The sequence below is a fragment of the Streptomyces kanamyceticus genome, assembly GCF_008704495.1.
Taxonomy (GTDB): domain Bacteria; phylum Actinomycetota; class Actinomycetes; order Streptomycetales; family Streptomycetaceae; genus Streptomyces; species Streptomyces kanamyceticus.
In genome coordinates this window covers 1,916,873-1,940,262 of sequence record NZ_CP023699.1, presented here as the reverse complement: position 1 = coordinate 1,940,262, position 23,390 = coordinate 1,916,873, and the positions used below count along the sequence as shown (strand labels likewise).

Below are 23,390 nucleotides of genomic sequence, written 5' to 3'. Positions count from 1 at the left end.
GTCAGCGGGCTGGCGGAGGGTCGACGAGGGTCACCAGACGGCTCGGCCCGGTGCCGTCCGTGGTTGTCCGGGCAGCGGAATGGTCGGCGGGGCGCAGGGTGACGTTTTCCGGGTAGAGCCGGCCGAGCAGGGCCAGTACGACGAGGTCGTCCTGGCCGGTGGCGTCCAGGGTGACGTCACCTGCTTGTGTCCACACCAGCCCTGGTGCGCGCAGTGCGGACCACACAGCTGCGGTGCGGGGCGCGGCATCGGAGTGTGCGTCGCCTGAGGTGGGGTCCGGCCGGTGTGCGAAGCGGTGGCCGCGCAGAGCCTGGCCGAGGTCGACGTGAGCGGTGGTGCCTTCGTGGGTGACCTCGATACGGGCGGTGCGGGCCCCGTCGGCGACCGGCCCGGCGACGGTACGGGCAGTGAGCGACCCCGATGCGGTGTCGGCGGGCGGCAGGTCCTCGACGAGGGTGCGGGGGGCGGCGTAGTAGTCCTGCACTTCGGCGACATACGTGACGGTGTCTTCGGCGGCCGGGTCGGCGCGCCAGGTCAGCAGGTGCCGGGGTGCGGCCAGGGGCGGCAGGCCGAGGACGGCGGGCAGGGCGGTGCCGCCGCCCGCCTCGAAGCCGTAGCCGGCCGGGCCGGAGGTGCCGGTGACGACGTGGTGGGCGAAGCCCACGATGCTGGTGTGCCGGATCTGGCGGACCAGTAGTTCGGTGAGGAATGCGTCGCGGGCCGGTTCGGTGTGCCGCAGTCCGGTCGGGGTGATCCGGAGCGGGACGTCCTGCCAGTTGGTGAAGGGCAGCAGGGCGTCGCGCAGCAGGACTATCTGATGCAGCCACTCGTTGTAGAGCTGCATGGCGACGGGCCCGCCGCGGCGGCCGAGGAGCAGATCGGCTGCGGGAGGGGTGAGCAGGTGGCCGTAGCAGTGGCTGCGGACGACCAGCGGCCCCGCAGGGAGCGGTATTCGGTCGGTGAGCAGCCGCTCCAGGGTCGAGGTGGCCCAGAAGGCCAGCTCCCGGCCGATCGTCTCGGCCTGTGAGCCCAGTTCGCGCGCTGCCGAGGCGCTGTCCGGGCCGATGGCCAGCGGCAGGGAGGTCTCCCGGGTGCCGAGAGCGAGTGTCGCGCGGATCTGGTCTTCCAGTACCTCGCCGTCGGCGCTGGTGAGGGCGTTGTCATCGATGATGCCCTGCAGCAGCGGCTCGGTGGCGGTGAAGAAATCGCGGGCTGTCAGGACGGTGCCGGCGGCGGGGAAGGTGTTCCAGCGGCTGCCGCCGAGAGCGGGTGTGTTCGGGGTGGGTGCGGGGGGCACGGGTCCTCCTCGGTTCTCGATGAAGTAGCGGTGGATGTCGCCGGATCGCGTGTCTGTGCGGCCTCCGGCCTCTTTTGTGGATCGCTCGATACAGTTTGCGGGCATGAAAAAGTCAGCCGAGGGCGGCCAGGGCGACCTCCACGAGGGGTTCGAGGGCACGGGCATCCGGGGTGATCTTCGAGGAGACCAGCAGTCCGTTGAGGAACGTGACGAGGTAGGCGGCCAGCGTGTGCGGGTCGTACCGCGCCGCGATCTCACCCCGCTCCGCCGCGACCCGCAGCACCTCCGCGAGCGCGTCCCGACTGGCGTCCTGCATGTCCCGCACGGTGCGCCGGATCGCAGCGTCCTTCGGCAGGCGCTCGCAGGCGGCATTGACCGCCAGGCAGCCCCGGCCGTCGTCTTCCACGGCGATCCGGACCCGCTCGACCAGCATCGTACGGATCGCGGAGCGGGCATCCGCCCCCTCCTCCAGGCTGCGCAGGGCGGCCGCCGCGAGAGTGGTGCGGTAGTGCTCCAGCGCCGCCCGGTACAGGCCCTCCTTGTCGCCGAACGCGGCATACAAGGATCCCTGCCCGATCCCCAGGTGCTGGGTCAGGTCGCGAACCGAAGTGGCCTCATACCCGCGCATCCAGAACAGTTCCATGGCGCGACTCACCGCCGCCTCGGTGTCGAACTCCCGGGTCCTTGCCATGGCTCCACCGTAATCTATCTGGATCGTACGCTCAAGAAAGAGGGCTGCGGCCTGACCATGTGCTGCCCCGCAGGCCGGCCTCACGGCTACTCGTCGTCGGCGTCCCCGGCGGCGTCCAGTACGCCACCTGCTCCGCAGCCCCGTCGTCGTCGCCCTGCGAGGGAGGCGGTGCTGGGAGTGGACACGCAATCAGGTCAGGAAGTGGGGAGCCGCGCGGCGGCCCGGGAGGTCTTCCATCTGGTCAGACAGCAACATTCAAGACCCCACTCATAGGGGCCCTCGTGACGGATGAGTAGGGTCGGGCGGATGAGCGAGACACCGAAGAACACCCTGCAATACCGCTTTGACGGGCCGGAAGACGCACCGGTCCTGATCTTGGGTGCCTCCCTCGGTGCCACCTGGCACAGGTCGTAGAAACCGTCTTCAGGCGTCCACGTGGTCCGAAACGATGGCGTTTGCACCCGTCCTGGTGCCGTGATCCCGGTGCGTCGATGGTGTTGGTGACTTTCCTGTGACTCGTGGGGCGCTTTTGGCGCTTCGTAGTTGGGGCTGCGACGGGCCTCGCCGAGCCAGGACTCCGACACCCCGACAATCTTGCAGGTCAGACGGTGCGGGACGTGGTTTTCGGTCCTCTGGCTACCGATGAACGCGGCCAGGCCAGCCGGGTCCGTCACGGTCACTTCACCCAGAGGACCATGCATCGCTTGAGGACATCACGCTCCATTTCCAGCTCGCGTATCCGCTTGTTCTTCTCGCTCATCTCCCGCCGCAGCCGTTCCAGTTCCGTGCGTTCGCTCTCCCGCATCCGCCCGCCGGCCGCCTCCGGCGCGGGCCGGTCGGACGACGCCGTCCCGTTGCGGCGCCAGCGCGACACCCAGCTGTGCAGCGTGCCCGCGTGGATGCCGAGCTCCTCGGCGACCTGCGGGACCGGCTTCCCGGTCTCGATCACGATGCGTACAGCACCCTCACGGAACTCGGCGTCATACGTCCGCTTCTCGGTTCCCATGAACCTCAACTTCCCCTGCAATCACGGACTCCACGCTACGAGGGGAGGGACAGACTCCCGGGCATAGAGGCGGAGTTGCTTCGGGACGGGCCGCCGGTAGGCCGCGCAGTTTTGCTGCCGAATTTCGGCCAAGTTGCGGTACTGGTGTGCGGACGTAGCCGGACGTCCACGGACTGCGGCGAACGCAGTGAGAACTAGTGAGACTGAATGGGACTGTCCGGGTTCAATCCATGCTGGGTTACCTGCTTCGTTCTGCGGGCCACACTGCACCCATGACGAGCTTTCAGCAGCGGAAAGCAATGGGTGACGCGCATGAGCGGTACGTCGCCGAACAACTCGCCGAGCGTGGCTGGGAAGTCGACTTCTGGGGCCAGGGGCAGCTGAGCCGGGCGCTTCAATGCGCGCTCCGGAAGACCGACAGTTCCATCCGCTGGTTCCCGGATCTCATCGCGGCCAAGGCCACAGACCTCGTCCTGATCGACTGCAAGGGCGGCATGACCAGCAGGCGAACAGGCCGCCATGCCGTCGAACGGTCCGCGGTGACGGCGCATTTGCAGCTCGTTGCCTGGACACAGCTCCCGGTCTACTACGTGTTCGACGGCCTGGATGTGCACTCGCCGTACGACGTACTCGTCGCGGGGCAGAAAGGGCCACACAGCATTGCGGGATCGGGCGCCCCGTACTTTCTGATCTCCACCCGGGGAGCCCGCCGCTTTGACGACCTGTTCGGTACGCCGGGCGTCGGCCGGTTGGGTATGGCCTCGTAGTCCTGCTCGACCGCCTTCGCGTTGATGGGGGCGTGCGCCCCCATCTCGACACTTCGCCCTCGTACGTACGTGGTGTCGAGCCCATCAGCTTCAATTCCTGTGCGCCAACACATTCCCGCTGCACCGGCGTCCCTGTTGAGGCGGGACCGGCCGTGGAGAGGCGGGGCTCGTCGCGGCCGGTACTGCCCACGCCCAGGTTCCTCTTGGGTGTCCGCTCGACCAGTTGCAGCTCTGCGTAATTCCTCTGCGTCACGAGGTCGCAGGGCTGCCGGGGCTTAAACCGATCGCACCTTGCGTGAGCATGCCAGCAGACATCGCATCAACTGACTGCCGCCCGTTCACGCTCCTGCGGACGTGAGAGTGGGGCGCAGGTGAAAGTTGAGGATGCCCCAGGCACTCCAGGTGTTGCTACTGGGGGCGAGCTGCTTGGTGCGGTAGAGCATCCCCGTGTCGTCGACGGCGTAGAGTTCCATTCTCTCGCGCGATCCGTTCCTCTCGGCGCCTACGTGTCGTATCCGCAGGGTTCTCCCCTCGAATTGTGTCGGGAGCAACATCCATGGTCCCCAGCTGGCGCTGTGGGGGGTCGTCTCGATGCGCTGGAAGAGCTGACCGTCGGAGTCGGCGCCGAAGAGGACGAGGCGTCCGTCGTTGTTCAGGGCCAGCTGGACGGACTCGAGCAGGCCGTCCAGCGGGATCATCGCGCCCCACTCGTTCTCGGTCTGAGCGTTCGGGGCGTTCATCTTGCGCTGGAAGAGCGTTCCCTCCTCGGTGATCCCGATGAGAACGGCGCGCCCGTCGCTGCCGGTCCTTACGGTCATGCGAGTCACCGCACCACTGAGCGGGGTCCATGGGGTGAACCATCCGGTCGTCGCGCTGTCGTCGTTGAGGGAGTCCTGCCAGCGGTGTTGGATGTGCCCGGTGTTGAGGTTGGCGTAGAGGTGCAGGCCCCCCCACTGGTCGGTCACGGCGGCCGCTGTCGCGAAGGATCCGTCGAACCGTTGGGGCTGGGTGTAGGTGCTGGCGTTGGGGGCGGTCTGCGCGCGGCGGATGACGGTGCCCGACCCGTGGATGGCGAAGAGCTCGATCCGCCCGTCCTGGTTGCCGGCCGCGGTGACGGACCGCCATCCGGGCCCCTGATCGAGGATCGTCCAGCGCACGAGGTCTCCACTGGCGGTTCGTTCATGGGTGTTCCAGAGGTTGCCGACGTCGTCGGTCCCGAAGAACTCCAGTCGCCCATCCAGGTTGCGGGCCACCGCGATCGAAGAGCCGAGCGGGAAGACGCCGAGCAGCGGACTGGTGACCTTCCAGGCCAGCTGGGGGTCCAGGCCGCTGGCAAGGGCGTTGGCGCGCAGCACCACCGGACCGGGCTGGGTCGGGTCGACCGGCTGCAGGAACGCGCCGGGGACCGCGAGACTCTGGATCACGAACAGGTCGTCGGCGGAGTCGGCGAGGGCCACCGGACGAAGCAGCCACTTCTGCCGCGCGTCTCCAGACGGGTTGATGACCGGACCCGTGCTCGCCGACGGCGGACCGGGGAGGTACTTGACGTCCTCGATGACACCCGGCGGAGCCGCATTCAGTGTCGGCGCCGAGGCGCCGGCCGGGCTGTCCACCGTCAGGTAGAGGTTGCTGGCCCGGCTGCGGATGTACACCGAGTCGCCGGCCTGTTCGAAGGAGAACTCCTGCCCCGCACTCCCGTCGCTCGCGAGCTGCCACATCGAAGCCTTGGCGGCGGAGATGCCGTCTTTCGGGCCGAGCGTGGTCTGGGTGGCCCTGAACTGGAAGTGGTGGGGGATGAACGGCCGGAATTGGTGCTGTTGCCGCTGGGTGCTGAGCACTGCGGACAGGTCGTTGGCGGCGGCGTAGCGGGCACCCAGGTAGGGCGGATTCGCGCTCAGGAAACGACGCGCGATCGTCTTGGGGATCGAGGTGTGGTCGAAGTGCAGGTCGCCCCGGTGGGTCGGCGTTGAGGCATCGGTCCCGTCGTGCCCGAAGACGGTGCCGGGAGCCGTCCACGGCGAGACGACGAACGCCGGGACCCGGACGCCGTGCGTGTCGACGGGCAGGTCCGGCGAGACCCGGAGCGCGGCCGCCGGAGGCACGTGGTCGTAGAACCCGCCGTGCTCGTCGTAGACCACCAGCAGCAGGGTGCTGTCCCACGCGGGGCTCGCGACCACAGCGTCCACGATCTTCTGGACGAAGACCTGGCCGTCCTTGACGTCGGCGATCGGGCCGTCGGCGTTGGCATCCGGAGGCAGCTCGATGAAGTGCGGCTCGACGAACGACACGCTCGGCAGGTTGCCGGACTTGGCCAGGGCGAGGAAGCCGCGGTCGGCGTCGTCGAGGGTGACGATGTGCTCGGCGTCGAAGGTGTACTTCTCGAAGAACCGCAGGAAGCAGTACCCCTGCTCGAAATAGGTCCAGGTGACAGGTCGCCCGGTCGCCGGGTCGGTCGTGTCGGACAGGTGGTCGAGGATCGTCTCGGTGAAGGCCGGCCTGATCGGGCTGGAGTCGTGGAACTCCCAGAATCCGCGGCTGCTGACGTTCGGCCTGCCGGTCAGCTCGTAGAAGCGGTTGACGAAGGTGGGGCCGGGATGGCTGGCGAACCAGCGGTGGCCGACGGCGAAGTCTCGCGCGAGGGCGTCGTAGGTCGGCACCGTGCCGGCGGTGTGGTGGCCCATGATCTGCGCGGCCCGCTCGGGCCCGTACTCTTCGGCCCAGCTCCGTACGAACCCGTCCATCAGGCCGCCGTTGATCGCGCGGTGCGTCGGCTCGTGGCCGTGGGGCGGGTCCGGTGAGAAGAAGGTGCTGGTGAGCGGGAAGGAGGGGTAGGTCTGGCCGTTGAAGGTGTTGGACTCGCCGCCCTTGAGCCCGTCGATGTCGGTACGTCCCGCGCCGCCCTGGGCGACCGGCAGACTCAGGTAGCCGACCATGTGGTCGAAGGACCGGTTCTCCATCATCAGCACCACGATGTGGTCGATGTTCGTCAGTGCCCCGGGCGAGAAGTCCCAGTCGGCCGGGAAGTTCTCCGGCGTCTGCGGCACGAACCCGTTGGGGGCCCCGGTGTAGCGGATGACGAGGTTGTCCCCCTCGAAGCCGATCGAGTCGAGCACGGTGTTGTTGCCGTCGATGTTGCGCTCGTCGTCCGCGGTGCCGCCGAGCAGCAGGCTCGTCACCAGGGCATTGATGCCGTCACGTGGGCTGTCCCCGGTGATGGGATCGGGCTTGCCCAGTGTGCGGAGGATCTCGTCGCGGATGCGCTGGCGTACCGTTCCCCCCGGGTCGAAGGTGCTGCCGGTCGTCAGGCGCACCTGTACGACCTGCTCGCCGAAGACCTTGTTGATGTTGCCGTTTTGGGTGACCAGGTCGACGGGCTGGCCGAGGAAAGTCCCGGTGTAGTGGAAGTTGGGGAGCGTTCCGCCGGGATGTTCCTCGACGACCGTCATGTTTTCCATGTCGGGGATCCACGTCATCAGGTCGACCATGCTCTGGTGGACGTCGAACCGGCTCACCCGGTGCGTGACGCCGAGGGTCAGCCGCAGCGTGATCTCGAAGTCGAGGAAGTCCACGCCCCCAAACAGCGCGGTGACCAGCTCGTTTTCGCTGCTGGTGGTGTCGAACTTCAGGGTGATGGTGAGGGGCGCCGGGTCCGCCGGGTCTATGCGGGCCGTCAGGGAGGCGCTGTCGATCGTGTTGAAGTAGACGTTGTCGATGTTCAGCGTGGTCACCAGCTGTCCGAGGCTTCTCGGGCTGCTGACGTATGCGACGCCCCCTTGCACCGCGGTGATCGACCGTACGTCCAGATAGCTCTCCGGCAGTGTGACGCCGTTGAAGCTGCCGGAGTTGTCCAGTCGGACCTTCCGCAGCGGTGGAAAGTGGCTGGTGTCGGTGTCGTTGCGGTGGTTGATGAACTCGTCGAGCTTGGCCTGCAGCAGGGAGACCGGGATGAGTTTGGGCTTCCCGGTGTCGGTGTGGTCGATCGGGCGGCTGGACAGCACGGGCGCCGTCGGTGGCGTGACCGTGGGAAACGACGGGCCTTGGTAGACGCCGAAGAACACGGTGTTGTCCTGATCCAGGATGACCCCGCTCGTCGTGGTGGAGAAGACCAGGCCCTTCTGGTCGGCGTTGGCGGGGTCGGTGAACGTGAAGGTCAGCCGGTAGTCGAAGACCCACCGGTCGTTCCCGTTCGGGGAGATGCGGATGACGATCACCGGCAGCACGATGTCGGCCATGGCGATAGGTGCGATCTCCGACGTGGCGGGACCGACCGTCCAGGTGATGGACTTCGTGCCCGGGTCGTCGAAGTGCTGGCCCGAGAAGATGTCCTGGGCGTCGACGACGCGCTGGTGGATCGAACTGTTCACCCGGTTGCTGATGAACACGCTGAGCTGGGTGTCGCCGTCCTTGTCGTCGTCGTGCGTCGCGATGTCCAGCGTGACGCTGTGCAGCATCGCTGTGGAGGTCGGCTTGTTCAGCACCGGTGACGGAACCAGCGGGTTCTCCGAGCAGATGCCGGAGTAGTTGAGGTTCTTTTGGTTCAGGATGACCCCCGGACCATTGAAGTCCGAGGAGAACGCGAAGCTGCGGCCGTCGTCGAAGGTGAACTTGACGGTGTAGCTGAAGATCCACCGGTCGTTGCCGTTCGGCTGGATGTGGATGTTGACGACCGGCAGCGCGATCTCCTCCAGGCTGATCGGGCCAGGCCGCAGCGCGAGGCTGAAGGTGTGCGACGAGGGGTCGGGAAACCTCTGCGAGGACGCCAGGCCGATACCGGAGGCCAGGTAGGGGTTGTTGCCGTTGTCGTTGAGGTCACCGGTCGGGAGGTACCGCGCGTAGGCGAGCCGGTTCGCGATGAAGGTGGAGTCCTGCTCGGGGGTGGCGGTGGTGCTCTGCCGGTTCTTGACGAACACGTGGACAACGGTGTCGCTGTCCTTGTCGTCGTCGTGCGTGTCGAAGGTGATGCTGACATCAGTCAGTACTGGCATGGTGGCTCCTCGTCGCGCATCCACGAGCGGTGCATCCGTACAGGGCCGTACACGGGCTAGGCGATCAATTTCAGAGCGTGTGGCGCGAAGCCCGAGCGAAGGTGTCCAAGATCAGTTCGTGGCGACGGATCTGACGTGTTCGGCGCACGTGGAGGAATCCGGCCTGGAGCAATTCGCCTGCGCGTTGGCATCCCGCATGGGGACTTCGGGCTCAATCGGCGGCACATCCCGCACCCCGCAACCGCTCGATGGGGGGGAGGTGCGTCATGCGCGCCGACGGCTAGCCATCACCTTGGCCTGGCCACCGTCAGGCCCCAGCCTCTGCGGGCGCGGACAGCACACCGTGCTCAATAGCGCCGGCTCATCGCCCTGCCGAGCCGGTGCTTTTTCCTACTTCAAGCGCACACGGCCGGGGGCTCGGGCAGCCCCGCCAGCATAGGACGCTGGCGCATATCCCGATAGACCGCACGGGACCGAGGTGCGCGAAGACGCCCGGGCGGCCTGGCGAGTTGCGGTGACGGAGCCGCCACCTGTCCGGCCGCTGCGGCAGATCCACCGCGGCGTCCCAGCCTTCGGCGGGAATCCCCACGATCGTGAGGAAACCCGGCTTGTTGAGGCGGCGAATCAGGATTCCGCCGCGGGTCACCGTGAAGCGGGCCCCTGGGATGCCTCGTACCTCGCCCCACTCGTCGATGGTGGGGACGACGACGGCGCGGACCCGGTCGCGGGTGGGCGGTTCTTCGGCGCTATTGAAAAAGGAGCTTTCCAGTACCGCTTGGCTGGGGTCCGCCTCGGGGATGAGCGCTGCCGACGGTGCCAGTACCGTCACGTGTTTGAGGGCCATGGCCCAGGGCACAGCGTCCTGTCCCGGCCCAGAAGGCGCGGCTGGATTCTCCGCGATGCACGCACACAAACGAATCGCGACGCCAGCCGAGTCGGCTCATCGCGCAGTGTCCTGCTGTCATGGACAGCCGTCCCGCTCAGGTGGCCTGACATCTTCTCCGGGAAACCGGGCGCGTTCCCGAGCGCCCCGTCGTAGTGAAGGGTCCGTTGGGACATCCGCGGTAGCGGTCAGGGCCGGTGTGGTGCGATCCGGCTGTGCACACGGACACGGCCGACGCGGGTGTCGCGGGAAGCCGTCAGTTGTACTGCCACGGGGCCGGTGAAGGTGTAGCCCTGTTCGGCCGCGTACCGGCGTACCTGGAGGGCAAGGTAGCCGCCCACGTTGGCGCCGTCGGCGGTGAGTTGCTGGTGGGATTCGGGCGGCAGTTCGATGGCGAAGGCGTTGGGGACCACGGTGCGCTGCCGGTCGAGGATCAGAGCGTGGTCGTCGCATGCGCGGTGCAGTATGCCGACGACTTCCAGCGGGTGCCGAGGGGGCGGGATCATCTTCGACCACAAGGCGCTGGTCCACGCATCCATGCGACGTTCGAACCCTGCGAGGAATGTCATCCTCCGTTGCTGCCCGGCGTGTGCCGGGGCAGGCGGCCCCAGACGAGTGATCGTCATTCAAAGACGTGCGGCTGTGCGAAAAGCGCTGCCTGCGTTCGCCTCCTGCACCGTCACATGGGGTCGGTGCGGCCGAACAAGCCGGCGTGGCCTGGGGGAGTTGGGTGAGGATGCGGCGTAGCAGGGCGTCGTCGGCGAGCGCGGGGAGCACGGCATCGACGGCGCGCTGGGCCTCGGCGATGGGGGCGTTGCCGCGCTTGGCGACCGCGGCCACGAAGGCGGTGGGAGTGAGTGGCTCGCTGGCCGGTTCGATCAGGGTGAACAGGGTCCCGCAGTCGTCGGGGAGCAGGCGAGCTGGTTGGCGTAGCCACCGCGGACCGGATCGCTCCATCGTGGAACCCGCGGCAGCGCACAGGGCCGCGCTGCACCGAACCGACGACGACCTGGCGGCGATGCGCAGTGCCCTCGATGCCATGGCCGAGACGCACGCCAACTCCCCCGCGGACGCCGCCGAGGCGGACACCGCCTTCCATCGAGCGCTGCTCAACGCCACCGGCAACGAGATGCTGGCCCGCATGGACCTTCTCCTGGAACCGGGGCTGCGCGAACGCGACCGCGTGGTCCACTCCCACAGTCAGGCATCCGACCCCCTGCCCAGCCACCAGGCAGTGTTCGACGCCGTATGCGACCAGGACGCACCCCGAGCAGAGCTGGCCATGCTCGACCTCCTGGCCCAGGCCACGCACGACTTCGACCAGGTCGCCGGTGAGCAGCACGCTGCGCCCAACTGATACCGCGTGCATCCCCCGGGGCTTGTAGAGACGCGGGGCGGCGGACGCGTTGGCGGGGTGCGTCAGGTTTGCGTCCCGTGGTGCAGACGGCCGTGGAGGTTCGGACGTGAACACGAGCCGCATCTGTCATTCCTCGGCGCGGTGATGGTGCGCGTGGAGAGAATGGGCGGGTGCTGTCCCGAGTCCGAGGTCTGACTCATGACTACATTGGCCGAAGTGCCTGGATCACTCCGTGTCGGCTGCGGATTGGGGACGGTGCGTTACCGGTGCCGGGCCGGCGGGGCGTGTCCCCATAGGGGCCTGCCGATCACCAAGGCTCTCTCACTTACCTGACCGCCTGACGCGACCCGGTACCGGCAACGCGACGCGTTGATGGGCTGAGCAGAGGGACGGACATGCGCTGCGGCGAGACGGTACGAGAGGTCTTCCACCTGGTCAGACGTGCGTACACGGCCCCCAGTAATAGGGGCGGTGACTGATGTGGACCTCCGTCGGCCTGTTCCCGCGGGGGTCGCTGGTGGGTCGGCCTGGGCCAGGGATCCAGCGCGCAAGACACGCTCGGCCCGGATCCTGACGAGGTCGCTTTCCGCCGCTTCCTGTGGTCGGGCGTTGCCCCTGATCGCCTGGTCGACTCCCTCACAGGGGCTCGTGCCCCTTCCGGCGTCCAGGTGTGCCCGTCTGCCGAATGGAAACTACTTCCGGTCCGGTCAGTTGTAGGTCGACCCCGGACGTCCAGGTGCCACATCGGCTGGGGTCCGCGGTCCGCACTGGTGGTGGCTGATGCGGAGGCCGGATGAACACGCATGTGAGGTCTTGGTTCTGGTGAGTGGCGACTCAGAAGTCGGAGCCCAGCAAGGCGAGGGGACGGCGATCGAGCTGAGCGATGCGGACCTTCTCGCGCAGCCAGTGTGTGATATCGCCGTCCTGTTCGAGCAGGAGGATGAGTTCTCGTAGTTCACCGAGAACGATCACTCGCTGGTTCAGGGCCCGCTCGCTTTCCTTGATCGCCGGCCCGGTGAACCCGGAGGCCGATATGAACAGCGCGCGGACTTCCGAACGTCCGTAGACCCGAACGAGATGGCGGCTCATTGCGTTGATCTCGACGGGCTCGCCCCGCCACTTGATTTCCACGAGGTACTGGGACCCGTCCATTTCCAGCGCGCCGTCGATCTGCTCGGCCACCTGGCCGTCCTCGTCACGCAGGACAAAGGACTCCCTGAGCAGGACCCCTTCGGCCTTGAAGACATCGTTCAGTACGCCTTCGAGGGCGGTGCCCCGCTTCCTTGGGTCCAGTTCGTTGAAGAGGTCGGCAAATCGGCCGCGAAGCGCTGCGAATTCCGCGCGTCGCCGAGCCAAGCGCTCCGTCTCGGCAGTGCGTGCAGCAAGCCGTGCTGCCCGTTCGTCGTTACGTGCCTGGTTCATCCGGGTGAACGAATCCTTGACGTTCACCAGGCTTCGCGCGTTCGCCTGCAGCCCTTGAGCTGGTAGTCGATCGTCTGGCCACAGCGTGGAGAAGTCTTCGAACTCGATCGCCCGCTTGAGTAGCTCTCGTCGGACTTGCAGGCCGGCATCGCCTTGCTCGTTGATCTGGCTGAGTACGGCACGAACAATCTTGTACTTGCTGATTGCTGCCCTGTCCGCAGCGAGCTGTTGTCGGTGTACTGCGAGCAGCTCCTCACTGACGCCCGCTCCGCGCAAGAACCCGAGGACTCCGTCCTTGCTTCGGCTCAGCCGTGGCACTAGCTCGATCAGCAGCTCCAACAGCTCGGGAGGCCAATGGTAGGCGTCATCGTGGCCCATTCGACATTCGCACCTTCCACGTCGAAGCCGTTGCGCAGGCCCCTTCGGCCTGCGATGGATCCGAACACCACATCCTTCAAACCTGATTGTGCAGCGCGCGTATCAACTCGACCCCAGTTTCACGCGATAGAAGACGTCCAGCTCGTGCATGGTCGGGTGCCCACTCCGGGGGCGAGGGCGGCCGTCAGTGGGTATGGACATGCATCCTGGTCTTTGCGGAGGGCGTCGGCCGTGACCCTTGTCGGCACCTCGCTGTGAACACCGGGCGTACCGGTTCGTCCTGAGCGCCCTGTGACCTTGGAAGACTCCGGAGCGCTCACGCGTCATCGCGACGCCGGGGTGCGGTGGCGGAGGTCGCAATAGCGAAGCGGGCTGTGCGGGCGCAGGCTGGCTCACCGCTGTGGCTTCCAGGACAGCCAGTCAATGGCGTTCGGCTGCCTCCCCGCGAAGGTCCAGCAGCCTGGTGAGTAAGCTCCCGAGCCAGTCTCTTTTCATGGGGCGGTCGGGTGTCGCGGAACCGGCACGGTCATCCGGCCAATTACCTTTGGCACGCCCCGACTTGCCCACGCAGGCCACCGCACTGTGCGGACGCGCGCTCGCCGGATACCGCAGACCGCGTGTGGCGGGATGCGCCTCCTGGGCGCGCGTCCGTTCACACAGTCGTGGTTACGTTGCCTCAGCCGGGCCCGGGACGACTCGACGTACGCAACACCCGTCGTGCTGCGCGACGAGAGGAATCCGCGTATGCCTGAGTTACTGGCCCTCGCAAGCAGGCTGCTGGATGTGGCCTCCTGGCTGACCAGCCCGCTCACCCCGGACGACTATCTCGGGCTGATCGACCCCCTGCTCGGCGCCCGCTTCCCAGTAGGGCGGGTGACAGGGGTGTGGCCAGAGACTCCGGATGCTGTCACGCTCGCTCTGCGGCCCGGCCGGGGCTGGGCGGGGCACCGCCCTGGGCAGTACCTTCCGGTCGGCGTCGAGATGGACGGCGTGTGGCAGTGGCGCACGTACTCCCTCACCTCGGTGCCGGGGCGGCAGGACGGGCTCCTGACGATCACCGTCAAGGTCACGCCCGAGGGCAGAGTGTCTCCGCAGCTGGCCCGCCGGACTCCACCGGGCACGGTGCTTCGACTCGTCCCCGCGCAAGGCGAGTTCGTTCTTCCGGACCGTCTCGCCTCCCGCATCCTGCTGGTGACCGCCGGCAGCGGCATCACCCCGGTCATGGGCATGCTCCGTACGCTCATGAGCCGTCGGCCCCCACACCCTGATGTCGTATTGGTGCACAGCGCACCCTGCGCCCGGGACAGCATCTTCGGCTCCGAACTGCACGCGGCTCGGCGGCGGTTGGACTGGCTGGACTATGTCGAGCACCACACTCGGCCGCACGGCAGGCTCGCCCCGGACGATCTGGCCCGGCTCTGCCCCGACTGGCCCGAGCGGGAGACCTGGGCCTGCGGCCCGGCCGCCCTGCTCGACGCGGTGGAGTGCCATTGGGGCCGGGCGGGGCTCGGCGAGCGGCTCCATGTGGAGCGTTTCCAGTTGGATCCGGTCCTGCCGCCGGATCACGATGCCGCTTCCGGTGGCCGGGTGCTGTTCACCCATACCGGTGTTGAGGTCACCGCGGACGCGGTCACCCCGCTTCTCGTCGTCGGCGAGTCAGCGGGGGTGGTGATGCCGTACGGGTGCCGGCGCGGGATCTGCTTCGGCTGCCTCACCCCGCTGAGGTACGGCCGCGTGTGCGACCTGCGTACCGGCGAAGTCCACGACCGGGCCGGCCAGATGATCCAGACCTGCGTCTCGGCGGCAGCCGGACCGCTGGCCCTCGACGCCTAGCCACCCAAGGAGATCCCCGTGACTCTGACCCGTCCTGCCGCCATCGAGACGGCCTTGGGCAAGGAACTCGGTGAGGAGCTCGACCGGATCCGTGCCGACATCATCGCCGCGCGCGCCGCCGACGACGCCCGCTACATCCGTACGGTGATCGCCGCCCAGCGCAGCCTGGAGGCGGGAGGGCGGGCCGCTCTGGCCGTCTCGCTGTTCCCACCCGCCTGGGCGGCGGGGACAGCCATGCTCGCCGTCGCCAAGATCCTGGAGAACATGGAGCTGGGCCACAACATCCTGCACGGCCAGTGGGACTGGATGGGCGACCCGGCGATCCACTCGGCCACGTGGGAGTGGGATTTCCTCACGCCTGCCGAGGCGTGGAAGCACACCCACAACCATCTGCATCACACCTGGACCAATGTCGTCGACCGTGACCGGGACCTCGGATACGTCGTCTTCCGGATGAGCGGCGACCAGCGCTGGCGTCCGCGCCATCTCGCTCAGCCGCTCTACAACTTCGTGCTCGCGCCGTTCTTCGAGTGGGGCATCGCGCTGTACGACCTGGAGCCCGATGCAGTCGCCGCGGGGCGCAAGTCGTGGCGTTCCCTCGCAGCCGACCTGACCGGGTTCCTCGGCAAGGCCACCCGACAGCTCGCCAAGGACTACGTGCTCTTCCCGCTCCTCGCCGGGCCCTCCGCCCTGCCCTGCCTGCTGGGAAACCTCACCGCCAACACCGTGCGCAACCTGTGGTCGCACACCATCATTTTCTGCGGCCACTTCCCCGGCGACGTGCAGACCTTCACCGAGGAGTACATCGACGGCGAGACCCGCGGGCAGTGGTATCTGCGGCAGATCCAGGGCTCCGCCAACATCGAGGGCGGACCGCTCTTTCACATCCTCAGCGGAAACCTGGGCCACCAGATCGAGCACCATGCCTTCCCTGATCTGCCCAGCAACCGCTATGCCGAGATCGCCCCGCGGGTGCGGGAACTCTGCGAGAAGTACGGCATCCCGTACGTCACCGGCCCGTTGTGGCGGCAGTACGGCTCGACCTGGGGACGCATCCTGCGCTTCGCTGTGCCGGGGAAATGAACTCCACAGACGGAATCCAGGTGTTCGGTCCGAGGGTGAGTCCTGGGCCTGGCTGTCCGTACGCCTCGTGGGCCCGGCATGCTCTGCCCGGCCTGGCGACGGTTCGGCGTGTGTCGACTAGTTTGCTGGGACATGGCCGAGGAGAGTCCCCGTACGCCGCGCGAGGAGACGACGCTGGAGCGGGCCGACCGCAATTTCGGCGAGCTGCTCCAGGAGCTGCGGATCATCCAGACCGGTGTCCAGATCCTGTTCGCGTTCTTGCTGACGCTGGCCTTCACCGCCCGCTTCGCCATGCTCGACACGACGCAGCGCGCGATGTACATCACGACGCTGCTGCTCGCCGTGCTGGCGGCGGCCCTGTTCACCGCGCCGGCCGCGCTGCATCGCGCGCTGTTCCAGCGGGGGGCCAAGCCCGAGATCGTGCGGGTCTCCTCACGGCTGGCGGGGGCGGGCATGAGCGTGTTGATGCTGGCCCTGACGGGGTCTGTGCTGCTCGTCGTCGACGTGGTGCTCGGCCGGGTCGAGGGGGCGATCGCGGGCAGCGCGACGTTATTGGTGTGCGGCGGATTGTGGGGGCTGTTGCCGCAACTCGTCGGGTGGCACGCCGCTCGGGCCGAGGCCCGAGTGGATCTGACGGTGGCTACCGGCTCAGGCCAAGACGCCGCTGGTGGAGGTCCCGTGACTGATCGTTGACGCGATTGCTTCAACAATTGGTTCACGAAAGCGAGTTGTTGCCGGGCCGGTCGGACGGGGTGGCTGGATTGCGGGTTGTGATGGGGGCGGGGGCGGGTGAGGCTGTCCGCGGCGGTCGAGGGGCAGGTGGAAATGGGGGCCTCATGGCGTTACTGGTGGGCACCGTCACGCTGCAATCGGATGCGGGACTGAATCTGGCGGCGGTCGGTTTCGGTCGTAGTGCCATCGCCGCCATGCTTGTTCCGCAGGACGGGCCGCGCGAGCACTGGACCGTGAATGTCTGCGGGGCCGGAGTCCAGTTGGTGAACAAGGCCACCGGCATGCTCCTGGGGGTGCCGGCGGCACGGTTCGGCGCGGTGGTGATGACGTTGCCGAGCGGGACGGGCGAGACGATCTGGGCCGCTGTCCCGAGCGGCGACGGTGTGATTTTGCGGCTGGCGGACCATGATCTGAGGATCGAGGTGGAGGACCCCTTGACGCATCCCCCGCAGTTCCTCATCGCGACCACGGTCCAAGAAGGAGCCTCCTGCGGTACCTGCTGGAGCGTGAAGCCGGTGGCGCTGCGCGTGTGACAAGCCCGGCCGGCGGGAGATCCTCCGAGCCGCGTCCACCACGTCATGCTCGGTGCCGTCCGCGGGGCATCGAGCGGATCGGTCCGGCGCCAGAACACAACCGCCGCACTTTCGACCGGTGTGGGCTTGCGCACCGGCTTCGGGCGGCGGCTGTGTTTTCTGCGAGGTGGCAGCTTCACTGCTCGGCGGGCGCTACATGTGCAGCAGTAGCTCTGTGGTCTCCTTGTACTGCCGTAGCGCGAGCCGTAGTTCCTCTGTCTGGGCTTCGGAGTCCTGGCCCTGCCAGCTCGCGCGCAGGACGCGGCGCCGCTCCGCGAGGGTTTCGGTCAGCTGGGTGACGGCTTCGTCGAAGACGCCGTCGGCCTCTTCCACGGCCTGGCGAGGACTCTCGACGAAGCCGTTGAGGGCCTGCTGGAGCCGCATGATGAGCTTGTCCCGCTCGCCCTGCGCCAGCAGCGTGGGCCCCGGGGTGCGGACGGATGCATCAGCACTGGCGGCCGGCTCACGCGGTGCGCGAGCGGACTCGGTGCGAGGCGCCTGCCCGGCGTGCTGTTCGACGAGATCGGGCCTTCCGCCCTGGGCCTGTTGGGCGCGTTCCTGGTCGTACATCATCGCGTGCCACTTCCCTTTGCATGGCGCCGGTTCAATGCCCACGGCGCGTTACCGCGGGCGTCGGGAGACTGCGGACGACGCCGGTCCGAGTCGGCCGGCTGCTCGGTGACCAGTGCCTCGAAGAGGCTGCGGGCTCCGATCATGGCCTCCCGCATTTCCTCGGTGCCGCTCTGGCCGCGGGCGGCCGTGTGCGTGCTGCGGTAGCCCTGGACGTAGTGGGCATGGTGGACGGAGAGCGCGGCCAGCTGCTCCTCGAAGGGCTCGCCGTCGGGAAAGCCCCGGTCCCTGGCCAGATGCGACAGCAGCGCATCGGCCTCGATGACGGCCTTCTGCGGGGATTCGACGAACTGCTCCTGAACGGTGGCCCATTGAGTCACGTAGTGCTCGTGAGCCTCGGGCGACAGCGGCTGCTCCTTGAGGGAGCCATACCGCTTCACCCGCTCACTGAGCTCCCGGTCGGCGCCCTTGGTGTCGCCGTCGTGTCGGGCGACGGCACGGTCGTACTCGGGCCCGAAGCGCCGCTTCAGCTCACGACCGCCACTGCCCCGGGTACGTCCACGCACGAAGAAGAAGAGGGCGGCTGCCGCGATGACGAGCACCGCGATGATGACGATGGTGATCATGGCTGGCCTCTTGGGTTCTTGCCCCGTTGGTCGCTCTGCTGCATTTTCATCAATCCCTGTCGGCTCACTCGTGTTGAGGCCGGTCCGGTTGGTGCCCACGCGCCGTGGGCACCAACCGGGGCGTTCGTGGTCAGCGCCGGAAGGCTCCCTTGGCCTTGTCGCCGGACTGCTTCAGATCTCCGGAGATCCGGTCGGTCCTGCCCTGCCTCCGCAGCCGCCTGTTGCCGGTGGTCCTGCCGAAGCGTTCCGTGATCCGGCCTGTGAAAGCCTGTGTCTTGTGCCTGATCGTTCGTCCCACGCTCATGGCTGTCCTCTGCTCGTCCGCTGGATGGGTTCCCGCGCTTGAATGCCGTGCAAGCCGCCCTATCCGCGGGCAGGGCACGGGGCTGGGGCGGATCAGCCGTGGCTGCGGCCGAACCGGCTCCTGCCACCGCCGCTGCGCCCGCGCATCACGAAGCCGACGAGCCAGAGGACCAGAAGTACAGCTGCGACGTACCACAGGATCTGCATGGTGAAGCCGAACCCGAAGATCACCAGGATCAGCAGAAGGAGAAGAATCCACAAGAGCATCGCCGGGCCTCCAGATCGCGGGGAGTTCTTCTGGTTTCCGCGGGGTCCTGGCGAAGCGGGAAGGTGGAATGCGGCCACATGGTCTGGAGCGGCATGGCCCTACGCCGTGCTGTCAGTCAACTCCCGGCAACTTCCCTTGTCAACGACCCGTGGGGGCGGACGGGCTGGGGGAGCGCAGCCGGGACTGCCGGGGTAATCGGAGTCCCGACGGGAGTCTGGGCCGGCTCAGCTGGCGGCAGGACGTGGTCCTCCCACCAGGACAGGCCCATGACAGTGGCGAGCAGGACGAAGGGGGCCGCGGCCGGGACGATCAGCGTGTACATGCGTACCGCCTGGGGTGAGATGCGTGCGATGCGGCGGGCAGCAGGTCGTTGCCCGCATGGAGCGCATCGAGGCCGCGCCGGGATGCCGGGCGAGGGGCGGGTGCGGCCATGCTCGTGACGCGGCGGGTTCCGGCAGCGATGCGCACGGTGCGCCCCTGGGGAGCGCGAGGGCCGTTCGGCGCTGCCGGGGGCTGGGGCGGCACGGCGCACGCTAGCCTCCGCCGCAGGCGCTGACCAGATGCCAAGTGCGCCTCTACGTCGTGCAGTTACACCGTGACGTGGCGAGGTATCCGCAGACTCTGGGCGGGACTACGCTGTGGGGTGAAGCCCCAGTCCCCGGCAGCGATGCCCCATTCCGCTCCGGGGAGGCCCACCGTGTTCGTGCTCCCGTTCATCCTCCTCGCGGTCCTGTTCGGGCTCGGCTTCCTCAACGCCTTGTGGTGGGTGGCCGCGGCAGTGTTGGTCTTCGCCCTTGTCCACTACGGCAGGGGCGGTACCGGGGGCCGGGGCCGCGGGAGTGATTCCGATTACGGGGAGTACCGGGACTACCGGGATCGGCAGAATCGCTGGGACCGCCGCTACCGACGCCAGCGCCGAGGGCGCTGGATGCGCCAGGACCGCCGGGACCGTGAGCACCACAGGTGACCTGGAGGTCGCCCAGACACTCCGGGGAGTCAGGCCAGGTGCGAGGAACTCGGCGAGAGGTACCTGTCATGCAGCGGCCGGCCACGATCCAAGCGGAGCAGGTGAACTTGGCTGTCGAGGCCACCTGGGGAAGCGTGTCCCCGGGGCAAGATGTCGCCGCCCTGCGCACCGAGAACGATGAGCTGCGCCGGACGATGGCCGGCCGCGCGGTCATCGATCAGGCGTGCGGCATGGTGATGGTCCTGACTCCGTGCCGCCGGTCGGCAGCCCGGAGGCTGGTGGTGGATGTTGCGCGGCAGTGCGATCTCAGGCTGCGAGAGGTTGCTGCGGCCCTGGTCGCCACCACGGAGGACAAGTCTCTTCCCGAGCAGATGCATCGGGCGCTACGCCGTGCGCTGCGGCGCCTCCATGCAGCCGACCGGCGATGAGCGGCACGCCAACCAGAACAGCCCTCCGGGAGGGAGACGTCATGATTCACGCAGCCGATGTCCGAGAGTGGCGCGACCTCGCCGTCGTCGACACCGAGACACACAAGATCGGTGTCCTCGAAGCGGTCTATGTGGACACCACCACCGACGAGCCGGCCATGGCCACCGTGCGGACCGGACCGCCCGCCCGACGCCGGCTGATGTTCGTCCCCCTCGACGACGCGATTGTCGGCCCGGATTACCTCAAAGTCGCCTATGCCAAGGCACTGGTGAAGACAGCCCCCTCGATCGGCACCGACGACGTCCTGCCCGCCGAGGACGAGGCAGCGATCTTCAAGCACTACGGGCTGCCCTACGAGACCGGGACGGCCGGGGAGCGGCGACTCGCCCGCCGCTAGCTACTTGTCGCCCCTGGGGCATGGGCTATGGCTCTCGTCACTGCGTTGTGAGGTAGGCGCCATGCATCAATCGGCCACGGCCTACGGTGGACAGCGGCTGTTGACGGCTGCGGTTTCGGCAGGGGATGCGGCTCTCGTGGCCGAGGTCCTCCAACTGCGCGCGGAGAACGATCAGTTGAGCAAGGCGCTGTCGAGCCGTGCGGTGATCGACCAGGCGCGGGGCATGATCATGGCCCTGGCGCCTTGTTCCAGCGAGCGGGCCTGGGGCCTGCTGGTAGACGTCTCGCAGCATTGCAACGTCAAGCTCCGGGACGTGGCTGCGGCCCTGGTGGCCACGGCACGGGGTGAGCCGCTCGCCGAGCAGATGCAACGCGAGCTACGCCACGCGCTGAAGCGCCTCAACAGCCGGTAGCGGTTGCTTGCGCGCTGCGGGCGGCACCGGGAGCTGTGATCTCAACTCGCGGTGCCTTCGTCCGGGCCGACCTCGGATGCCCTTGTCGGGTAGCCCGCCGTGCGGATCTCAAACACCCCGGCCCAGCAGCTCCACCGTCGTTCTTCCTGGTCAAGTGCTGTGGGGGTCGGGGAGGGGCACGCTGGTGTGGGCGGTGCCCGATGCGCCGGAGGGTGCTGTGGCGGGCGTCTGTGAGGCGGCGCTGAGAGCGAGGAGCGCGACGTCGTCGGCGGGCCCGGTGGGGAAGGAGGCGAGGAGCGTGGTGAGGTCGCCGATGATCGCGGCGGCGCCGAGGGCACAGTTGGTGGCGGCATGATGGGTGAGATGGGCGGCCAGGCCCCTCTCGCCGAACCGGGCGCCCCGGGAGGTACGGCCCTCGATGAGCCCGTCGCTGTAGAGGAAGAGCGCCTGACCGGGCAAGAGTTGAACGGTGCGGGTGGTGAAGTCCGCCTGGTGCAGGGCGCCGACGAGCATCCCGCCGGGCAGGTTCACCGGCTCGGCTCGGGCGAGAGCCTGGAAAAGCCCGTCGCGCCGGGTCGGGTGCAGGTGGTAGGCCGGGAGGTGGCCGCCACCGGTCAAGGTGATGACGAAGCCGCCGGCGGGGTTGGGGACGAGGGTGCCGAAGATCAGGGTGCAGAAGCGGCTGCCGTCGGCCGAGTCCGCCAGCAGGGCGGAGTTCAGAGCCCGCAGTACGGCGTGTGGGTCCGGCTCCAGTAGGGCGGTGGAGCGCAGGGTGTAGCGGATCAGCGAGGTCAGTGCGGCGGCCGGTGCGCCCCGGCCGCTCACATCGCCGAGAAAGAACGCCCACCGCCCGGCGCCGAGGGGAAAGACGTCGTAGAAGTCGCCGCCGACATCGCGGACCGAGGCGGTGGTGTAGTGGCAGGCCGCCTCCAGCCCCGGTACTTCCGGCAGGGCAGGCGGGAGCAGGGTGCGCTGCAGGGTGGAGGCGTACGCGGCGATCTCCGCCCGGTCGCGCTCGGCGCGCTCCCGCGCCGCGTGCTCGACCACGACCAGCTCCCGCTCCACCCGCAGCATGCGCAGCGCGCTGAGGCGCAGCTCCAACTCGTCCATCACCAGCGCCGCCAGGTCGGCCAGGGCACCGGCCTGCCCGGAGGTGATCCGGCGCGGCTCGGTGTCCATGACGTCGACGGTGCCCAGGCGGTGCCCGTCACGCGTGGTGATGGGGGCGGCGGCGTAGAACCGTGCCCGCGTCGGGCCGGTCACCAGCGTGTGGGCGCGGGCGAGCGGGTCCTGGAGGGTGTCGGGCACGACCAGGGGCCCGTCGGTGAGGATCGCCGAGGTGGAAAGACCCGGGTCCCGGCCGATCTGCGTGACCTCCGCCAGGCCGTAGGCGGCCTTGAACCACACCCGGTCGGTGTCCACGATCGTCACCGTCGCCACCGGGACGTCGAAGAGGCGGGCGGCGAGTGCGGCGATCCGGTCGAACGCCCCATCCGGCGGGGTGTCCAGGATGTCGTAACGACGCACTGCCTCGATCCGCCGCGCTTCCTGCTCCGGCGACAGCTCCACACGCTCCTCCACGCCTCCACACGCTCCGCGTCCGGTCGGCGCGGTCGGCTATTCGGGCCGCTGGGTCCCGGCATTGTGAGCGAGGCCGTCGGGATGCTCCGCCGTGCGTTCACCAAGAGGAAGGACCAGTACCCGCAGGGCTGTTGGGCCGGGCGGCTGCCGGTGGACCTGTCCGACCTCCTGCCAGCCCCAGGCCGTGAAGGCGGCACGGACTGGGTGATCGGTGTGATCGACCAGGGTGACGCCGAGGGACGCCTGATGGTCGGCGAGCAGACGCTCCTGGAGCCGGCGGGCGAGTCCGCGGGCATGCCCGTGCGGGTGGACGACGGTTTCAGTGATCGCGAAAACATGCCCGGACGCGGTGAGTTGCTCGAGGTTTCGTGGGAGAGCGCCGTCGAACCCCTCCCACCAGGAGCCGTCGCGCGCCACCGGGACTCCGTATGCGCACCCGGCCAGCGCCTCCGCTTCGGCGATGAGCATGTCGAAGCCCGGCAGTTGTACGTCGTCCGCCAGGCGGTGCAGGAACTCCTCCCGCCCGTGGAACTCCTCACCGGGCGGAGCGGGGGAGGATTCGACGTACAGATCCGCCAGATCCTCCCGAAGGCCCTCCGCCTGCCAGCGGTTCAGCCGGCGCAGACGCACCGCGCCCATGGTGGACGGCTGTGAGCTGTCGGGTTCATGCGGGTGCTGGGGAGTACGCATGGGTGCCTCGGTTCAGGAGACCGGGTGGACGTGCAGGACAGGCATCGTGGCCAACTGGCAGTGCGCCGCCGGGGTCTGGGACGTCTGCTGGGCAGCATAGTCCCGGATCGGCACGGCGTTGTCGTCCGTTAGCGGCACGAG

General features: G+C 68.2%; 23 protein-coding genes. 10 read left to right on the top strand and 13 right to left on the bottom strand.

The annotated features are described in order from the left end of the window. Position 1 precedes the first annotated feature (1 nt). The 3 genes from CP970_RS07575 to CP970_RS07560 all read right to left on the bottom strand — a co-directional run bounded on the left by CP970_RS07575 (position 2) and on the right by CP970_RS07560 (position 2,994). The gene (locus CP970_RS07575; protein ID WP_055547792.1) at positions 2-1,297 is read right to left on the bottom strand and encodes a hypothetical protein; all 1,296 of its coding nucleotides are present in this window, start codon (positions 1,295-1,297) and stop codon (positions 2-4) included. A 112-nt stretch (positions 1,298-1,409) separates the two neighbouring features. Then, positions 1,410-1,988, bottom strand: a complete 579-nt coding sequence (locus tag CP970_RS07570; RefSeq protein WP_055547794.1) for a TetR/AcrR family transcriptional regulator — start codon at positions 1,986-1,988, stop codon at positions 1,410-1,412. Positions 1,989-2,664: 676 nt separating this feature from the next. Then, entirely contained in the window at positions 2,665-2,994 is a 330-nt protein-coding gene (locus CP970_RS07560) for a transposase (RefSeq protein WP_055547796.1), read from the bottom strand. A 272-nt stretch (positions 2,995-3,266) separates the two neighbouring features. On the opposite strand from CP970_RS07560, the gene CP970_RS07555 reads away from it, so the two are divergent. After that, entirely contained in the window at positions 3,267-3,761 is a 495-nt protein-coding gene (locus CP970_RS07555; protein ID WP_055547807.1) for a hypothetical protein, read from the top strand. Between the two features lie 338 nt (positions 3,762-4,099). On the opposite strand, the gene CP970_RS07550 is transcribed toward CP970_RS07555, so the two are convergent. Together CP970_RS07550 and CP970_RS07545 are read right to left on the bottom strand one after the other, a co-directional pair. Further along, positions 4,100-8,746, bottom strand: coding sequence for an alkaline phosphatase family protein (locus CP970_RS07550; RefSeq protein WP_055547798.1), 4,647 nt, complete (start codon positions 8,744-8,746; stop codon positions 4,100-4,102). A gap of 1,071 nt (positions 8,747-9,817) precedes the next feature. Beyond that, positions 9,818-10,198, bottom strand: coding sequence for a DUF3662 domain-containing protein (locus CP970_RS07545; protein WP_063806095.1), 381 nt, complete (start codon positions 10,196-10,198; stop codon positions 9,818-9,820). A 389-nt stretch (positions 10,199-10,587) separates the two neighbouring features. On the opposite strand from CP970_RS07545, the gene CP970_RS07540 reads away from it, so the two are divergent. Next, complete coding sequence (locus CP970_RS07540; RefSeq protein WP_317987144.1) at positions 10,588-10,986, top strand: FadR/GntR family transcriptional regulator; 399 nt, start codon at positions 10,588-10,590, stop codon at positions 10,984-10,986. Positions 10,987-11,820: 834 nt separating this feature from the next. Here the strand turns inward: CP970_RS07540 and CP970_RS07535 are convergent. Then, positions 11,821-12,786 carry a restriction endonuclease gene (locus CP970_RS07535; protein ID WP_055547803.1) on the bottom strand — a complete coding sequence of 322 codons (966 nt, stop codon included), beginning with the start codon at positions 12,784-12,786 and terminating at the stop codon, positions 11,821-11,823. Positions 12,787-13,530: 744 nt separating this feature from the next. On the opposite strand from CP970_RS07535, the gene CP970_RS07530 reads away from it, so the two are divergent. From CP970_RS07530 to CP970_RS07515, 4 genes are all read left to right on the top strand, one after another. Continuing rightward, complete coding sequence (locus CP970_RS07530; protein ID WP_055547805.1) at positions 13,531-14,619, top strand: ferredoxin reductase; 1,089 nt, start codon at positions 13,531-13,533, stop codon at positions 14,617-14,619. 18 nt (positions 14,620-14,637) lie between these two features. Further along, positions 14,638-15,702 (top strand): fatty acid desaturase family protein, encoded by a 1,065-nt coding sequence (locus CP970_RS07525; RefSeq protein ID WP_206188647.1) that lies wholly within the window; start codon positions 14,638-14,640, stop codon positions 15,700-15,702. A 132-nt stretch (positions 15,703-15,834) separates the two neighbouring features. Beyond that, positions 15,835-16,395 (top strand): DUF6328 family protein, encoded by a 561-nt coding sequence (locus CP970_RS07520; protein ID WP_224058314.1) that lies wholly within the window; start codon positions 15,835-15,837, stop codon positions 16,393-16,395. Between the two features lie 143 nt (positions 16,396-16,538). After that, positions 16,539-16,967, top strand: a complete 429-nt coding sequence (locus tag CP970_RS07515) for a hypothetical protein (RefSeq protein ID WP_055548211.1) — start codon at positions 16,539-16,541, stop codon at positions 16,965-16,967. Positions 16,968-17,159: 192 nt separating this feature from the next. Here CP970_RS07515 and CP970_RS07510 read toward each other — a convergent pair whose 3' ends face one another. The 4 genes from CP970_RS07510 to CP970_RS07495 all read right to left on the bottom strand — a co-directional run bounded on the left by CP970_RS07510 (position 17,160) and on the right by CP970_RS07495 (position 18,772). Beyond that, the gene (locus CP970_RS07510) at positions 17,160-17,579 is read right to left on the bottom strand and encodes a hypothetical protein (RefSeq protein ID WP_191094881.1); all 420 of its coding nucleotides are present in this window, start codon (positions 17,577-17,579) and stop codon (positions 17,160-17,162) included. Beyond that, positions 17,576-18,202 carry a hypothetical protein gene (locus CP970_RS07505; RefSeq protein ID WP_055548213.1) on the bottom strand — a complete coding sequence of 209 codons (627 nt, stop codon included), beginning with the start codon at positions 18,200-18,202 and terminating at the stop codon, positions 17,576-17,578. Before CP970_RS07505 ends, CP970_RS07510 begins: the two co-directional genes overlap by 4 nt. A gap of 130 nt (positions 18,203-18,332) precedes the next feature. After that, a complete protein-coding gene (locus CP970_RS07500; RefSeq protein ID WP_079043547.1) occupies positions 18,333-18,506 on the bottom strand; it encodes a CsbD family protein in 174 nt (57 codons plus the stop codon). A 92-nt stretch (positions 18,507-18,598) separates the two neighbouring features. Then, complete coding sequence (locus CP970_RS07495; RefSeq protein ID WP_055548215.1) at positions 18,599-18,772, bottom strand: hypothetical protein; 174 nt, start codon at positions 18,770-18,772, stop codon at positions 18,599-18,601. A 698-nt stretch (positions 18,773-19,470) separates the two neighbouring features. Here CP970_RS07495 and CP970_RS07485 point away from each other — a divergent pair. From CP970_RS07485 to CP970_RS07470, 4 genes are all read left to right on the top strand, one after another. Next, positions 19,471-19,740, top strand: a complete 270-nt coding sequence (locus CP970_RS07485; RefSeq protein ID WP_055548219.1) for a hypothetical protein — start codon at positions 19,471-19,473, stop codon at positions 19,738-19,740. Between the two features lie 68 nt (positions 19,741-19,808). Continuing rightward, positions 19,809-20,168 (top strand): ANTAR domain-containing protein, encoded by a 360-nt coding sequence (locus tag CP970_RS07480; RefSeq protein ID WP_055548222.1) that lies wholly within the window; start codon positions 19,809-19,811, stop codon positions 20,166-20,168. A gap of 41 nt (positions 20,169-20,209) precedes the next feature. After that, positions 20,210-20,566: a PRC-barrel domain-containing protein gene (locus tag CP970_RS07475; RefSeq protein WP_055548224.1), complete on the top strand. Its 357-nt coding sequence runs from the start codon at positions 20,210-20,212 to the stop codon at positions 20,564-20,566. 61 nt (positions 20,567-20,627) lie between these two features. Then, complete coding sequence (locus tag CP970_RS07470; protein WP_055548226.1) at positions 20,628-20,978, top strand: ANTAR domain-containing protein; 351 nt, start codon at positions 20,628-20,630, stop codon at positions 20,976-20,978. 150 nt (positions 20,979-21,128) lie between these two features. Here CP970_RS07470 and CP970_RS07465 read toward each other — a convergent pair whose 3' ends face one another. From CP970_RS07465 to CP970_RS45500, 3 genes are all read right to left on the bottom strand, one after another. Continuing rightward, positions 21,129-22,559, bottom strand: a complete 1,431-nt coding sequence (locus CP970_RS07465) for a PP2C family protein-serine/threonine phosphatase (protein ID WP_055548228.1) — start codon at positions 22,557-22,559, stop codon at positions 21,129-21,131. A gap of 36 nt (positions 22,560-22,595) precedes the next feature. Further along, the gene (locus tag CP970_RS07460) at positions 22,596-23,198 is read right to left on the bottom strand and encodes a hypothetical protein (RefSeq protein ID WP_224059175.1); all 603 of its coding nucleotides are present in this window, start codon (positions 23,196-23,198) and stop codon (positions 22,596-22,598) included. 63 nt (positions 23,199-23,261) lie between these two features. Beyond that, the gene (locus CP970_RS45500) at positions 23,262-23,387 is read right to left on the bottom strand and encodes a hypothetical protein (RefSeq protein ID WP_263406792.1); all 126 of its coding nucleotides are present in this window, start codon (positions 23,385-23,387) and stop codon (positions 23,262-23,264) included. Positions 23,388-23,390: the final 3 nt, after the last annotated feature.